This is a genomic window from Halobellus sp. H-GB7 (genome assembly GCF_030848585.1).
In the GTDB taxonomy this organism is placed as follows: Archaea; Halobacteriota; Halobacteria; order Halobacteriales; family Haloferacaceae; genus Haloquadratum; species Haloquadratum inordinatus.
This window is the reverse complement of the sequence record NZ_JAVDDW010000002.1, coordinates 246,949-261,099: the sequence shown is the minus strand read 5'-3', so window position 1 is coordinate 261,099 and position 14,151 is coordinate 246,949. Positions and strand designations below refer to the sequence as shown.

Annotated in this window: 15 protein-coding genes; 10 read left to right on the top strand and 5 right to left on the bottom strand. The window is 67.0% G+C overall.

All coding sequences use genetic code 11. The features are described from left to right. The first annotated feature begins 27 nt into the window (after positions 1-27). From RBH22_RS06230 to RBH22_RS06210, 5 genes are all read left to right on the top strand, one after another. Positions 28-825 (top strand): acetyl-CoA synthetase, encoded by a 798-nt coding sequence (locus RBH22_RS06230; protein WP_306676887.1) that lies wholly within the window; start codon positions 28-30, stop codon positions 823-825. A 42-nt stretch (positions 826-867) separates the two neighbouring features. Further along, positions 868-1,086 (top strand): hypothetical protein, encoded by a 219-nt coding sequence (locus RBH22_RS06225; RefSeq protein WP_306676886.1) that lies wholly within the window; start codon positions 868-870, stop codon positions 1,084-1,086. Between the two features lie 63 nt (positions 1,087-1,149). Further along, on the top strand, positions 1,150-1,335 hold the full coding sequence (locus tag RBH22_RS06220) for a hypothetical protein (RefSeq protein WP_256289551.1): 186 nt from the start codon (positions 1,150-1,152) through the stop codon (positions 1,333-1,335). 45 nt (positions 1,336-1,380) lie between these two features. Next, a complete protein-coding gene (locus RBH22_RS06215; protein WP_306676885.1) occupies positions 1,381-1,827 on the top strand; it encodes a DUF2240 family protein in 447 nt (148 codons plus the stop codon). Between the two features lie 78 nt (positions 1,828-1,905). Further along, positions 1,906-2,340, top strand: coding sequence for a hypothetical protein (locus RBH22_RS06210; RefSeq protein WP_256545312.1), 435 nt, complete (start codon positions 1,906-1,908; stop codon positions 2,338-2,340). 24 nt (positions 2,341-2,364) lie between these two features. Here RBH22_RS06210 and RBH22_RS06205 read toward each other — a convergent pair whose 3' ends face one another. After that, positions 2,365-3,024, bottom strand: coding sequence for an HAD family hydrolase (locus tag RBH22_RS06205; RefSeq protein ID WP_306676884.1), 660 nt, complete (start codon positions 3,022-3,024; stop codon positions 2,365-2,367). A gap of 85 nt (positions 3,025-3,109) precedes the next feature. Between RBH22_RS06205 and RBH22_RS06200 the strand changes: the two genes are divergently transcribed. Next, positions 3,110-4,396: a DNA double-strand break repair nuclease NurA gene (locus RBH22_RS06200; RefSeq protein WP_256545310.1), complete on the top strand. Its 1,287-nt coding sequence runs from the start codon at positions 3,110-3,112 to the stop codon at positions 4,394-4,396. 50 nt (positions 4,397-4,446) lie between these two features. Here RBH22_RS06200 and RBH22_RS06195 read toward each other — a convergent pair whose 3' ends face one another. Then, positions 4,447-4,794, bottom strand: coding sequence for a hypothetical protein (locus RBH22_RS06195; protein ID WP_121569257.1), 348 nt, complete (start codon positions 4,792-4,794; stop codon positions 4,447-4,449). Between the two features lie 137 nt (positions 4,795-4,931). Here RBH22_RS06195 and RBH22_RS06190 point away from each other — a divergent pair, with 137 nt between their 5' ends. Continuing rightward, positions 4,932-6,866, top strand: a complete 1,935-nt coding sequence (locus RBH22_RS06190) for an ATP-binding protein (RefSeq protein WP_306676883.1) — start codon at positions 4,932-4,934, stop codon at positions 6,864-6,866. Between the two features lie 67 nt (positions 6,867-6,933). Continuing rightward, entirely contained in the window at positions 6,934-7,377 is a 444-nt protein-coding gene (locus tag RBH22_RS06185) for a universal stress protein (RefSeq protein ID WP_256545308.1), read from the top strand. Positions 7,378-7,405: 28 nt separating this feature from the next. Here the strand turns inward: RBH22_RS06185 and RBH22_RS06180 are convergent, their stop codons facing one another. Next, positions 7,406-9,631: a CDC48 family AAA ATPase gene (locus RBH22_RS06180; protein WP_121569254.1), complete on the bottom strand. Its 2,226-nt coding sequence runs from the start codon at positions 9,629-9,631 to the stop codon at positions 7,406-7,408. Between the two features lie 189 nt (positions 9,632-9,820). Between RBH22_RS06180 and larC the strand changes: the two genes are divergently transcribed. Continuing rightward, entirely contained in the window at positions 9,821-11,323 is a 1,503-nt protein-coding gene (gene larC, locus RBH22_RS06175) for a nickel pincer cofactor biosynthesis protein LarC (protein WP_306676882.1), read from the top strand. 11 nt (positions 11,324-11,334) lie between these two features. Here larC and RBH22_RS06170 read toward each other — a convergent pair whose 3' ends face one another. Next, the gene (locus RBH22_RS06170; RefSeq protein WP_306676881.1) at positions 11,335-12,144 is read right to left on the bottom strand and encodes a hypothetical protein; all 810 of its coding nucleotides are present in this window, start codon (positions 12,142-12,144) and stop codon (positions 11,335-11,337) included. A gap of 142 nt (positions 12,145-12,286) precedes the next feature. On the opposite strand from RBH22_RS06170, the gene radB reads away from it, so the two are divergent. Beyond that, on the top strand, positions 12,287-12,982 hold the full coding sequence (gene radB, locus RBH22_RS06165; protein ID WP_121569251.1) for a DNA repair and recombination protein RadB: 696 nt from the start codon (positions 12,287-12,289) through the stop codon (positions 12,980-12,982). Positions 12,983-13,009: 27 nt separating this feature from the next. On the opposite strand, the gene RBH22_RS06160 is transcribed toward radB, so the two are convergent. Next, entirely contained in the window at positions 13,010-14,149 is a 1,140-nt protein-coding gene (locus RBH22_RS06160; protein ID WP_306676880.1) for a CBS domain-containing protein, read from the bottom strand. Positions 14,150-14,151 lie beyond the last annotated feature (2 nt).

The window sequence follows — 14,151 nt, the reverse complement described above, 5'->3', positions numbered from 1 at the left end:
TTTGCACCCCGGCGACGACCCACAGGTATGAACGCCGACTCGGACGCAGACTCCGACGCCGATGCCGAGTTCCCATCGCCGTGCGTGGATCCCGACACCGTCGGCGACCTCGTCGCTCGCGAGCGCCGGACTTCGGGGCTCGCGTTCCGGGTCGACGAGCCCGGTCGCACGTACAGCTACTACGATTTCATCACGACCTCTTATAAGGCTGGGAACGTCCTCCGCTACCTCGGCGTCCGCGAGGGCGACGAGGTTCTCGTGGTGCCGGAGGCGCTTCCCGAGTCAGTGCTCACGTTCTTCGGCGCGGCCCAGTTGGGTGCAGTGACGCGCTTCGCCGACGACATCGGCGAGACCGTCCCCCGGGCGGTCGTCGCACCCGCAGAACGCGAGGACGACTTCGAACTGCCGCCGGGGCACCGCCTCGCGGTCTATGGCGACAAGCCGACAGACCCCTCGACGACTCACTGGGAGACCGAGGTCTGGAGCGAGAACCCCGCGGTCCACCCCGCGACGGTCACGCCGGGCGACCCACTGCTCGCGGCTGCCGGCCGGACCTACTCGCACGCGGAGGCGCTCGCCGCTGCGTCGGACACCGTCGCCGACGCCGACCTCCAGCCCGGGACAGAAGTGTTCGTACAGGGGCGGCTCGGGGACCCAGGAGTCGTCGCTGCCGGTCTCCTGGCTCCGATTATGGCGGGAGCGACGATCGTCTTTCCCGACCCATCTGAGACGCCGAAGAGAGCCACCGCTGAGTCGGAAGGCGACGGCGCAAGTGTCGTGACCGGGACCGGACAGCCCGGCGGTTCGGCGCTTTCGTCCGAGTGACCCGACGGAAGACGTATTATCGTTCCGACACAATATGTTCGTATGCTCCTCAGAGCCGCTGCACTCGTGCTCGGTATCGCCGAACTGCTCGCACCCCGTCGAATCACCGATCTCTGGGTGGGCCTCGCTACGAGGGGTGAGGCCGAAGCGAAATCGTGGGTGTACACTGCCGCTCGAATCGAAGGCGCATTGCTCGTCCTGTGGGCGCTGAAGGGCCTCACGTCGGGGGCGTCAGACACAGACACGCCATCGGACTCGTAGCGACGGCGACCGCGCGGGACCACAAGATATTCCTTTCCGGTTCTAATTATATCTAATTACAGAATGGTCGACGCCGTTCCGCAGGAGGCTCCGACGCGATTCGACTACGTGCTCGGTGGGATGGGTGTCAGTCTCGCCTGCGGCGGCGTCGTCGGCATCGTCTCGGCGGTCCCGCTCGCTGCCGCGAGCAGCGTGGCGTCCGTGATTGCGACGCTCCTGTTACTGCTCGGCACGGCCGGTCAGTACTGACCGGAAACCGAGGACTCCTTGTGCGGGCGCGTATCCAGACGTGATATGAGCCTCGAAGTAGCGGTCGCCGTCCCGTTCAAACAACAGGGGACGACGCGACTGGGCGAGGGGGAGTTCGTCGTCGCGCTCTCGTTAGATCGGAGTTGGTTCTCGCCGGATCAGGCAAAGCGGCTCATCGACGTGGCGGCAGGTCGCGGGCTGCTCGCGCGCGAAGACGGCGAGGTCGTGGCGCAGTTCGAGCCCGCGGACGTGATCGTCCCCGAGGACTACGAGCCCGACCAGTCGATCCTCCGCGAGCAGTCGGCCTTCGAGCGCATCCTCGACGCCCTCGTCGCCGCCGGCTACGACAAACAGGACGTCGTCGCGGAGGTGAACGACCGTCAGCGGCGACTCGGCATCTCGGTCGAGGCCGCGGCGGCGCTGTACGCCCGCGAACAGGACGTCGATGCGGGCGACGCGATCGAGACCGCGAAAGCAGATCTCGGTGAGTAAGCAGATCTCCGCGAGTAGTTCGAAAGAACGCTGTCGGCGAACGGAGCCCTCTTTTCGCCGCGCGTCGAACGCGCCAGTATGGTCGAGGAGCGACTGACAGACGGGCGTCGCATCGCGCAGTTTCTTGCCTCCGAGGTCACCGGGCACGAGGACGACCTGCGGTCGCTCTCGGTCACGGACGCCGACCCCGACGTCGAGCCGACGCCGGACGGCGCGTTTGCCTACGCAATCGAACGAGAGGATAGTAGCGACGGCAGCGACGGTGACGGCGACGACGGCAGCGACGGTGACGCCGATAGCACCCGCGTCGCATCGGTGTTCGTCCAGCCCGAACGCGTTCGCGTGGAGTTCGAAACTGCCGTCGACGCCGTCGCCGACACGGCCCGCGAGGAGGGGCTTCGCGTCCGGCCGAAGGCGGTCGAACCACCGCGGACGCTCGTGTTCGTCGAGGACGGCGCGCAGGTCAAGTGGTTGCTCCCGGCGCTCCGGGCGGTCGCGTCGTCGTCGGAGTAGGAGCTTCGCTGCGGGCGTCGCGTGTCAGAGTTCGTCGAGAAGATCCGGCAGCCGCGTCACGAGTTCGTCTCTCGGGAGATGGACGGCCGCGCGCGACGACGGCTCCGGCCCGCCCTCGTAGAGCACCTGGATCGGCGTGAGTCCGGCGTCGGCCGCGCCCGCGATGTCGGCTTCGACGTCGTCGCCGACGTACGCTGTCTCCGCTGCGTCGGTTCCGAGAGCGTCGAGGAGCGCCGCGAAGGCGGCCGGGTCGGGCTTTCCCGCGTCGAGTTCGCCGGTCACCAGCGCGGCGTCGAAGGTGTCGGTCCAGCCCAGGATCCCCAGTTTGTCGCGCTGGGCCACGCGCGGACCGTTCGTGAGAAGGCCGACCCGGTACTCCTCGCGCAGTCGGTCGAGAAACGCCTCGATGCCCGGCAGTGGAACGAGCGCGTCGGCGATTTCCCGCCGATACGCGCTCGCGACCGCTTCCGGGTCCGTGTCAGTCTCGTGGTCGGCGAGGAGATCCGCGAAGATCGGCGTGCGGGTCTCGCCGGTGAGGTTCCGTGCGTGCGCCTCCAGATACGCCTCGCGAGAGAGCGGCGGTGCACCGGCGATGTCGGCGGCGTCCCCGAGGATCGTCGCCCGATCCCGCGTCGGGACGGCGAGCGTCTCGTCGAGGTCGAACCCCACCGCAGAGATTGTCACAGACGCCGGTAAGTCCCCGAGACGTATTGCCTTTTCTCACGGCGACGACGGGGGCTTTTTCTCGCTCTGTCGCCACGACACGGACGTGACACTCGACCCCGTCCACGTCGACAGCATCGCGGACCTCGCGGCGTACCTCGCACGCCACGTGGACGACGCAGACCACGTCGACGTCGCGGCGCGGATCTGGGAGGGATTTCTCGATCCCCTCTACGGCCCCAACGGGCGCGTCGTCGTCGAACCAGTAGACGAAAAGCGACTGCGCGCCGTCGACGCCGAAGACGTCGCGCTCGCGTCTGCTCCGTTCGAGACGGTCCACGGCCTCGATTCGGGGACGATCAACCCCACGACGTTCAAGAACGGACTCGTCGTCGACCTCGCACAGGCCGCGATGGCGTCGGTCCCCTCGGATCTGGAGCTTCACCGCCACCGGAGTATGGTCGCGGCGGCCCACGTCAACGACGATACGGTCCCGCTGGACGAACCCTGGCGGAAAGTCGACGAGGGGTACTGCCGGTGGCGCGTGATGCAGGTCCCGAAGGTCAACCGCTACGCCGAGGGGATCGTCCACGCGCTCGCGCTCTATCTCGCTGAGAGTTCCCACGCGCTGGAACACGCCGAGACCGTCTCCGACCTCCTGATCCTCGACGGCCCGCTGTACCCCGTCGAACTGCTCAACTGGCGCGAGCGCGACGCCGAACTCAGAGCCCTCTCAGAGGAACTGGAACCGCGTTCGGTCGTCGAGAACTACGTCCGGCTGGTCGAGTCGTTCGTCGAGCGCGACGTGCCGATCTGCGGCTTCGTCAAGAATCCGGCCTCGAAGCGGATCGTCGGCACGCTCCGGGAGGGCGACCGAGAGATCGACGTTCCGTGGACCGACGACGCCGCGTTCTTCACCAAACTACTCGAACGGCGCGACGACGACACGTCGGTTCCCGAGCGGGAGGGGACTCACGGTCCCGAGGGCCGCCGGACGGACGAACTGACGTTCACGAACTGGTTCGTCTCTCGCGGCGGCGTCGACGCCACCGTCGCGGCGGACGGCGACGCGTACGGAGTCGAGCGGAAACTCGACCCACAGCTCTACGAGACGTGTTTCTTCGTCGTCTACGAGCCCCAGACCGACGTGCTCTACCGCGTCGAGACGCCCTACGCGTTCGCCCGCGACGATGACATCCGCGAGGCGATCACCCGGCAGATTCTCGGCGACGTCGCGGCCCGTCGCGGCCCGCCGGAGGCGGTCGCGAAAGCCGACGAACTCGCCCGTATCAGCGCCAGAGAGAAGTCCTCGCTCAGACGAAAGTTCTCGGAGACGCTCGACAGCGACGAGGTCAAGCGCTACGACGAGGTTCGGTGGGGCGATCTGGAGTAACAGAAAAAGAAAGCGGAACGTCGGGACCGAACGTAGTGACTCGGGGCCGACTACGGATGTTCAGCGCCCGGTTCTTCTTTGATGACTTCGATCTCGACGTCGGACTCGGCCACGCCGACGCGGGCGAACTGCGTCCGGACGTGGTCTTTGGCCGCCTCGATCGCCCGCTCGCGCGTCTCGAAGCCGCGGGGCATCGGCGACTCGAACGCGACGTTGATCGTCTCGCCGTCGATGGTCGTCTCCGAACCGCCGCTTTCGACCTCGTAGAACTCGTCGCAGACCCAGACGTACGGCGCGTCCTCGTCGGGCGCTCCCTTGTAGGAAGGGGCGCGCTCGCCGCGCTCGAAGATAGTCCCGGTCAGGTTGGTCCCGCCGGCGTGGCCGCGTATGAGAAGCATACCAGACCTTCGGTCCCGGCGGGGAAAAGGGGCCCGACAGACGAACCAGTGACCGTCGACCGGGGGGACGCGCTTCCGACCGACGTTCGCCCGGCGGGCGAGGTGTTTTAATCGTCGCCGGCGCAGTCACGAGACATATGGTGGATCTCGGCGACTTCGAGCCCGGTTCGGACGAGAGCGCTTCCGGGCAAGCGGATAGCAACCGATCGACCGCGGGGGACGCCGCGCCGTCGACGAGCGAGGAGACGGACGCGGAAGCGACGTCGGCGGATCGCACGCCGTCGAGCGCGGCCGGGTCAGACGATTCAACTGGCGACGTCGCGTTCGAGCGCTACGACGCCGCCCCGGCGGGACAGGACCGCGGAATCGGGGCCATCGCGGTCTCTCAAGGCCTCCGCGTCGCCGAGGACGGCGACGACACGTCGCTGCGAGCGTACGTGACGACGGGGAACCGCGACACTGTCCGACTCGGAAAGTACCTCCTCGTTCCCTATCCGGACGACGAACTGCTGTTCTCTCGTATTACGGCCCTGGAGTACGCCCAGGAGTTCCAGACCGACGACGCCACCGAGATCCACGCGCGGCGAGCGATGCGCCGCGACGAGTTCGAGGAACGCGACTACAAATTCGTCGCCTCGCTGGACCCGCTCGCGGTCCTGTTCGAAGACGAGAGCGGCGGCGAGAGCGAGGCCGGCGGGAGCGACGCCGGCGAGAGCGACGGCGACCTCAAACGCCGGATGGTCGACCGCGTGCCGAAGCCGGGCGCCGTCGTCGCCGAGGCGACCGATCCCGACCAGATCAAGACGGGGCTGAAAATCCCCGGCGACGGCATTTTCCTCGGCCATCTCTCGGTCGGGGGCGAGAAGGTGCGGACCGCGGCACAGCCGCCGACGATCGACTACCGGCTCAGAGACGACTACGACCACGGAGACCCCCTCGTCTTCAGACACACGCTGGTCGCCGGCGGCACCGGCTCCGGGAAGACGCACGCCACGAAGAACGTTCTGCGCCAACTGCTCGCCGAGGACCGGACCTACGAGATGGACGACGGCCGGTCCGCCCGGCTCGCGGTCGTCCAGTTCGACCCCCAGGACGAGTACGCGCAGATGCACGACGACAACCCCGCGATGGACGACGCGACCGCCCGGCGCTACGAGCGCGAGGGCATCGTCCACGGCGGCCACGACGACACGCTGGCGCTCGTCCCGAAAGAGGACGGCGTCCCCTACGGCGGCGACAACCACCGTGCAGAGCAGTTGGAGTTCACGATCCCGTTCTCGATGGCACGCGACCGCCCCTGGCTCGTCGCGGGCAGCAGCCTCAACGAGAATCAGTACCCCGCGCTCAAACACCTCCTCGAACGGTTCTTCCGCGAGTACGGAAACAGCGGCACGTACGCGGAGTTCCTGACGTTCCTCGACGACCCCGCCCTGCGCGAGCAGCTCGACGAGTCCGGCCGGGTTCACGAATCGACGTTCGACGCGGTCAAGCGTCGCGTTCACGGCGTGCCGAACGGCGTCTTCGATCAGTCCGCGCGGCCGATCACCGAGTTGGATCACCAGCTCGTCCGCCCCGGCGGACTGACGGTCGTCCCGACGTATCACCTCTCGACCAGCCGCGCGAAGGAACTGTTCGTCCTCGCCGTCTCCAGTATGCTGATCGACGACAAGCTCTCGAACGCGCCGGATTCGAACCGGATCAAAGAGACTCCCCTGCTGCTCGGGATGGACGAGGCCCACAACTTCCTCGCCGACGCCGACACCGTCCAGGCGCGGAAGGTGATCTCGAAGTTCACCGAGGCCGCCAAACAGGGTCGCAAAGAGCGGCTCGGCCTGTTCTTGGTCACACAGGACCCACAGGACGTCGCCGAATCCGTATTCAAGCAGATCAACACCAGACTCGTGCTCAACCTCGGCGACGAGGACGCGATCAAGAGCGTCAACATCCCGCCGGAACTCGAAGACAAGGTCCCGTATATGGAGAAGGGACAGGCCGTCGTCTACTCTCCGGACAACTCCGAGCCGGTCGAACTCGTGGGGCTGCCGGTCTGTCTCACCCGCCACGGCGAGTGAGCGCCGGCAAAAGCGGTCGCGAGCCGCCAGAGGCCGTTTTATATACCCCGGGAATCTACCCGCAGTTATGCCGAGGCACGTGCTCGTCCCCCTCGACGGGTCGCCGCAGTCGCGCCACGCACTCCGCTTCGTCGTCGACGAGTGGAGCGACGCCCACGTGACGTTGCTACACGTCATCAATCCCGTGCAGGCTGGCTACAGCGCCGGCGTCCTCCCCAGCGGCTCTGAGGAGTGGTATCAGGAGGCGAAGGCGGACGCTGGAGAGATTCTCGCGGAGGGACGGGAACTCCTCACGGCGGACGGCGTGGAAGCTGAAACGACTGGCGACATCGAGACACAGATCGAGGTCGGCCGTCCGGCGGCGACGATCGTTGAGACGGCGCGCGACCTCGGCGTCGACCACGTCGTCGTCGGGAGTCACGGTCGACGCGGCGTCTCGCGGCTGGTGCTCGGCAGCGTCGCCGAACACGTCGCCCGCCGGTCGCCGGTGCCGGTGACGATCGTCCGCTAGAGAAGAAGACGGAAAGAGAGCAAGCGCGCTACTGGAAGCCGATCCGGCCGTCGCGGCGCTCGCCGAGACCTTCGCGGCCGCCACCCTTGAACTGGTCCTGCATCTGTTCGTAGTACTCCATCAGGTCGTCGGTGATCGTCGGCCGGACGGACTCCATCGCCTTGCGGAAGTGCCGCATCTCGATCTCCTCGGCGTCGCCGTCCTCGCGGAGCGCCTCGATCGCGGCCTCGCGGCCGATCGTTTCGAGGTCGGAGCCGACGTAGCCGTCGGTGATCTCGGCGATCTCGCGCAGGCTCACGTCGGGCGCGAGCGGGGAGTTTCGGGTGTGGATCTTGAGGATCTGCTCACGGCCCTCCTCGTCGGGCTGGCCGATGAGGACCAAGCGGTCGAACCGCCCCGAGCGGATGAGCGCGGGGTCGATCATATCCGGCCGGTTGGTCGCGCCGATGACCATCACGTTGCCGTTCTCTTCGAGGCCGTCGAGTTCGGTCAGGAGCTGATTGACGACCCGTTCGGAGACGTTGTTTCCGGTCTCCCCGCCGCGGCTGGGCGCGAGGCTGTCCAGCTCGTCGAAGAAGATGATCGTCGGGCTGACCTGCCGGGCCTTCCGGAACGTCTGGCGGATGGCCTTCTCGGACTCGCCGACCCACTTCGAGAGCAGTTGCGGGCCGCGGACCGAGATGAAGTTCGCGTTCGTCTCGTTGGCGACCGCCTTCGCGATGAGCGTCTTGCCGGTCCCGGGCGGGCCGTAGAGCAGGACGCCCTTCGGCGGGTCGATGCCCATCCGCTCGAATCTGTCTTCGGACGTCAGGGGCCACTCGACGCTCTCTTTGACCGTCTGCTTCGGATCTTCGAGCCCACCGACGTCGTCCCACGAGACTTTCGGGAGTTCGACGAGGACTTCGCGCATCGCCGAGGGTTCGACGTCCGCGAGCGCGCCCTGGAAATCCTGGCGCTTGACGATCATCCGGTCGATGAGGCTCGGCGGGATGTCCTCCTCGTCGAGGTCGATCTCGGGGAGGTAGCGCCGAAGCGCCTTCATCGCCGCCTCCTTCGTCAGCGACTCGATGTCGGCGCCGACGAAGCCGTGCGTCTCGTCGGCGAGGTGGTCGAGCGAGACGTCGTCCGACAGCGGCATCCCGCGAGTGTGGATCTGGAGGATCTCCTTCCGGCCGACCTCGTCGGGGACGCCGATCTCGATCTCGCGGTCGAACCGGCCCGGACGACGGAGCGCCGGGTCGACGCTGTCGACGCGGTTCGTCGCCGCGATGACGATGACCTGGCCGCGGGTTTCGAGGCCGTCCATCATCGTCAGGAGTTGGGCGACGACGCGACGCTCGACCTCGCCGGTCACGTCCTCACGCTTGGGCGCGATCGAGTCGAGCTCGTCGATGAAGATGATCGAGGGCGACTCCTCGGTTGCGTCCTCGAAGATCTCGCGTAACTGCTGTTCGGACTCGCCGTAGTACTTCGAGATGATCTCCGGCCCCGCGATAGAGAAGAAGCTCGCAGAGGTCTCGTTGGCGACCGCCTTCGCCAGCAGCGTCTTGCCGGTCCCCGGCGGCCCGTGGAGCAGCACCCCCTGCGGCGGCTCGATTCCCAGCTTTTTGAAGATCTGTGGGTGCTTCATCGGGAGTTCGACCATCTCCCGCACGCGCTGGATCTCACTTTGGAGGCCGCCGATGTCCTCGTAGGTGATCCCGCCGCCGGTCTTCTCGAAGCCCGAGATGGGCTCTTCGCGGAGTTCGACTTCCGTGTCTTCGGTCACGAGACAGACGCCGTCAGGCTCGGTTTCGACGGCGATGAGCGGGATCGCCTGCCCCGGCGACCGCATAAACGGATGATTCGTCGACGACATCACGGGCACGATGTCGCGCTCGACGACCGGCCGCTTGAGGATCTGCCGTTTGACCATCCCGGCCGCGTCGGAGCCGAACTGCACGCTCGCCTCCTCGGGCGGCGCGAGGACGAGCTTGTCGGCTTTCGTCTCCTCGGCTTTTCGGATCGTCACGCGCTCGCCGATGCTGACGTCGGCGTTCTGCCGCGTGAAGCCGTCGATACGGACCGTGTCGGTGTTCCAGTCCTGCCGGTCCGCGCGCCACACCTTCGCCGCAGTGGTCTCGGCGCCCTCGATTTCGATGATGTCGCCCGGAGAGAGCTTGAGATGGAGCAGCGTGTCCGGGTCGAGACGGGCGATGCCGCGGCCCGAGTCGTTCGGGTACGCCTTCGCCACTTCGAGTTGAACTTCGTTCATGATTGGGTCGCGGGGATACGTCCCGCCAGTCGGTCACGGCTCCGGTTAAGTCCTTCCCTGATACCTCCAGTACGGGGACCGAACCCGTCCCGTGACACTCTATGACAATGTTGGCTTCGGGGGTACAAATCCTTACCGACCGCGGCATCGATGCGTGGATCTTTGCCGCCGCACAGCGAGGGATCGAGTATGCGTACACTCGCCTTCGACGGCCGGATGGGAGCCAGCGGCGATATGCTGATCGCAGCGCTGCTGGCGGCCGGTGCGGACCCCGACGTTCTCGCTCCTGTCGAGGACGCGCTCGGCATTCGGTACGACATCGACACCGTCGACAAAAACGGGATCGCCGCGACGCGGGTCCAGGTGTTACTCGACGAGGACGAGTCGGCGTCCGACGATCACGGTCACGATCACGACCAAAGCGAGGACGGTCACGACCACGGCGCTCACAACCACGGCCACTCTCACGGCCACTCCCATAGCCACACACACGAACATTCTCACGACGAGAGTCACGGCCATTCCCACGACGACGACCACGACCACTCCCACGACCACTCCCACGACCACTCCCACGACCACTCCCACGACCACTCCCACGACCACTCCCACGACCACGACGACGACCACTCCCACGACCACGACGACGACAGCGATCACGGTCACGGCCACTCGACCGAGACCCCCGCCGAGGGCCATGGGCCGCACCGAACCTACGCCGAGGTCGTCGAACTCGTCGAGGCGATGGGGCTCCCCGCGGGCGTCGAGGCGGACGCGACGGCCATCTTCCGCCGACTCGGGGAAGCCGAGGCCACGGTCCACGACACCGATCTCGAAGACACCCACTTCCACGAGGTCGGCGCAGACGACGCCATCGCGGACGTCGTCGGCGTCGCGCTCCTGCTCGACGACCTCGACGTCGAGCGCGTGGTCACGACGCCGCTCTCGACGGGCGATGGGACGCAGGGGATGGCCCACGGCGAATATCCGATCCCCGCGCCCGCCGTCGTCGAGATCGCGGCCAACGCCGACTGGTCGCTCCGCGGCGGCCCAGTCGACGCGGAACTGCTGACGCCCACGGGCGCGGCGATTCTCGCGCATATCGCGGAGGGCGTCGACACGCTGCCGACGCTGGACGTCGACGCCGCGGGCTACGGCGCGGGCGGGTACGACTTCCCTGACCGGCCGAACGTCCTCCGTGCGATCGTCGGCGACGGCGGCGAACGGCTCGTCCACGACGAGATCACCGTCTTAGAGACGAACCTCGACGACGTCGCGCCCGAACTGCTCGGGAGCCTCCAGGAGACGCTGCAGGAAGCCGGCGCACGCGACGTGAGCATCCTGCCGGCGACGATGAAGAAGTCGCGGCCGGGCCATCTGGTAAAAGTGATCGTCAAGCCCGAGGACGCCGAGCGCGTCGCTCACCGCCTCGCAGTCGAGACCGGAACGCTCGGAGTTCGCGAGCACGGGGCCGGACACCGCTGGGTCGCATCCCGCGAGTTCCGCACGGCGACGCTGGACGTCGACGGCGAACGCTACGAGGTCGCCGTCAAGGTCGCGGCCGACGCGGACGGCGAGATCTACGACTACAGCGCGGAGTACGACGACGCGCTCGCGGTCACCGAGGCGACCGACCTCCCCGTCCGCGAGGTGATGCGGCGCGCCGAGGACGCCGTCCGGGACGCGGAGTAACCGGCTCGGCCTCAATTACTGTCGCTGCGTGGCTGCTCTCGCGATTTTTCGTCTTCGATCTCGTTCTCGTCCTCGTCCCCGTCGTCTGCATCGCGCTCGCGGTGCGTCGCGAGCGCCTCGCTGACTGTAAGTTCGCCGGCGGCGACGCGCCGAGCGAGCCCTTCGTCGATCGTTCGCCCGTCGGCAGACTGCTGGCGCGAACGGTCCTTGATGCGCTGGAGTTCACCCGCTGTCGGTTCGATCTCTCTTGACTCCCGCTCCTCGCCCGAGAGCCGCGCGATGTTGACCGCGGCGAGGACGTCGCCCATCCCGCGCGCGCCGGTCCCGAGATACGGCGTCGTACCGGTCTCGTCGACGAGTTCGACGGTCACGTCGTCGAGGTCGTTGATCAACTGCGAGCCCTGGAGTCGCGCGCCGTCGCCGACGCGGACGAGCGGGTCGGGCGCGTCGCCGATCTCCCGCCGAATGGTCTCGACAGCGTCAGCGAGTGGAACTTGGAACGCGGAGACGACCGTGTCGCCGTGGAGCACGGCAATTCCCGGGCGCGTTCCGGGATCGACCCCGACGATCGTTCGGCCGCCGCCCCCACGGAGAATCGAAACCGCTTCTTCGACCGCGCGACGGGCCTCCTCGGGCGTCGCGATCACCGAGTCGGCGCCTGCCGGGAGCGTGAGATCGTCGTCGGGTGCCCGGATCACCACCCGAGCGCGCTCGGGAAGCGCTTCGCTCGGCGTCTGGGTGGTGAAGGTCACCCCGCGATCCCGCAGTTCGTCGACGACGTCGTGATAGAGTTCGAAGTCGTCGGTGGCGACGACGATCACTGCGCGGTTTTTCGGCGTCTCGGTATAAAAGGTGTCGTGCCTGCGAGGGCTGGCCGGCGCGGTGCGACGGGTCGTTGGATCGGGCGGCACTGCAGAGCGCGGGACCGGGGAGTTTTTCGCCGAAGCCGCCCGAGACTCCGGCGTGTCCGACGCACTCACCACGGGGTGCCGAGCGCTCGACGACCTGCTGGGGGGCGGCCTCGAGCGCGGCACCGTCACGCAACTCTACGGCCCGCCGGCCGCGGGGAAGACAAACGTCGCGCTCTCTGCAGCCGTCAACGTCGCGGCCGACGGCGGAACGGCCGTCTATATCGACACCGAGGGGCTCTCGGTCGATCGTTTCCGACAGCTCGCGGAGGCCGCGTCCGACGAGGGGCAAACGGTCGAAGACGTCACCTCCCGGCTCATCGTCTCGGAGGCCCACGACTTCGAAGAACAGGAGGAAGCCGTCCGCGACGCCGAGGGGTTCGCCGAGCGCGCGGAGTTGATCGTCCTCGACAGCGCCACCGGCTTTTACCGGCTCGAGCGGACCGGCGACGGCGACGCCGGCGAATCGCTCCGCCGCGTCGCCCGACAGGTGACGCATCTGCTCTCGCTTGCGCGAAAGCACGACCTCGCGGTGGCCATCACGAATCAGGTGTTCACCGACCCCGACAGCGACCGCACGAGGGCGCTCGGGGGTCACACGCTGGAACACTGGACGGGCGCAGTCGTGCGACTCGAACGGTTCCGCGGCGGGAATCGCCGAGCGACGCTGGAAAAGCATCGCGCGAAGCCCGCCGGCGAGTCTGCGACCTTCGAGATCACCGGCGACGGCCTGTCGGCTGTCGAACTGTAGACAGTCGAAAAAGGCGGGGAGAGCCGGCTACAGTTCGCCGAGCTTCCGGATGAGCTGTCCGCGGTACTTCTCGTCGGCGTTGAGGCCCTTCATCTCTAAGACGTTGCGTTCGAGCTTGTCGAGTGCGACGTGGAAGGCGTGCTCTGCGCCGTAGCCCTCACCGCTGCCGGCGACCTGTCCGTGGCTGGTCCGCAGGCGGATCTGACACTGGATGAGCGGCGTGCCGCGGAGCTTCTCTTTGTGCTCGTGGAAGCGGACGTGCGCGTGGAAGACCTGCATCTGCTGGTACTTGTCGACCACGGTGGTGATCGACTCGACGATCTCCTGACGGGAGAGCGTCTCCAGCAGGCTGACGTTCGTGATCTGGACGTCCATACTCTCTTCTTCGGTGAAGGTGAGCGCCCGGAGGACGTCCGTCTTCGTGACGATCCCCTGGATCAGCTGGTCGTCCGCGGTCACGACGAGCCCGGAGATGTCGTTTTCGAACATCCGTTCGACCGCCTCGTCGACGCTCTCTGCGGGCGTCGTCGTGACGACCGGCGAAGACATCAGGTCGTACACGGGCAGATCGAGCATCCGGTCGAGATCGCCGCGCCGGTCGCCGCGACCCTGTCGGCTGTCGTCGCGGACGACGAACTCGACGAGGTCGTGGGTGGTCACGATACCGGCGAGTTTGCCGGAGTCCTCGTCGACGACGGGGAGTCGCGAGATTCCGTGCTCCCGGAGTTTGTTGATCGCCTGTCCCACGTGGGACTTCTCGCCGACGCTGACGACGTCTTCGGTGTAGATGTCGTCGACGCTGATCGCATCGAGGCTGTCGATGACGGCTTCGAGGATCGCGTCGCTGGCGACGATGCCGTAGAGCTTCTCGCCCTCGAAGACGGGCGCGACCTTGACGTCGCCTTCGACGAGCATCCGTGCGACTTCCCGGACGTCCTCGTGGCGGTCGACGCGGGGTGCGGACTTCATTACGACGGAGGCCTTCGTATCGTCTTCCATCCGGGAACGTACGAGCTGTTTTTCGCCGATCACGCCGACGTAGTCGCCATCCTCCGTGACGACAATTCCGCGGGGGTTTTCCCGCTCGAAGATGGCACGAATCTTCCCTAAGCGCTTGCCGACGTCGACCTCGACGAAATCAGGAGTGGCAATATCAGTAATATCCATAG

Excerpts from the sequence above, each read along its gene's own strand:
- RBH22_RS06230 (WP_306676887.1), top strand. The coding sequence starts at position 28 with ATGAACGCCGACTCGGACGCAGACTCCGACGCCGATGCCGAGTTCCCA.
- RBH22_RS06225 (WP_306676886.1), top strand. The coding sequence starts at position 868 with ATGCTCCTCAGAGCCGCTGCACTCGTGCTCGGTATCGCCGAACTGCTC.
- RBH22_RS06220 (WP_256289551.1), top strand. The coding sequence starts at position 1,150 with ATGGTCGACGCCGTTCCGCAGGAGGCTCCGACGCGATTCGACTACGTG.
- RBH22_RS06215 (WP_306676885.1), top strand. The coding sequence starts at position 1,381 with ATGAGCCTCGAAGTAGCGGTCGCCGTCCCGTTCAAACAACAGGGGACG.
- RBH22_RS06210 (WP_256545312.1), top strand. The coding sequence starts at position 1,906 with ATGGTCGAGGAGCGACTGACAGACGGGCGTCGCATCGCGCAGTTTCTT.
- RBH22_RS06195 (WP_121569257.1), bottom strand. The coding sequence starts at position 4,794 with ATGCTTCTCATACGCGGCCACGCCGGCGGGACCAACCTGACCGGGACT.
- RBH22_RS06190 (WP_306676883.1), top strand. The coding sequence starts at position 4,932 with ATGGTGGATCTCGGCGACTTCGAGCCCGGTTCGGACGAGAGCGCTTCC.
- RBH22_RS06185 (WP_256545308.1), top strand. The coding sequence starts at position 6,934 with ATGCCGAGGCACGTGCTCGTCCCCCTCGACGGGTCGCCGCAGTCGCGC.
- RBH22_RS06180 (WP_121569254.1), bottom strand. The coding sequence starts at position 9,631 with ATGAACGAAGTTCAACTCGAAGTGGCGAAGGCGTACCCGAACGACTCG.
- larC (WP_306676882.1), top strand. The coding sequence starts at position 9,821 with ATGCGTACACTCGCCTTCGACGGCCGGATGGGAGCCAGCGGCGATATG.
- RBH22_RS06160 (WP_306676880.1), bottom strand. The coding sequence starts at position 14,149 with ATGGATATTACTGATATTGCCACTCCTGATTTCGTCGAGGTCGACGTC.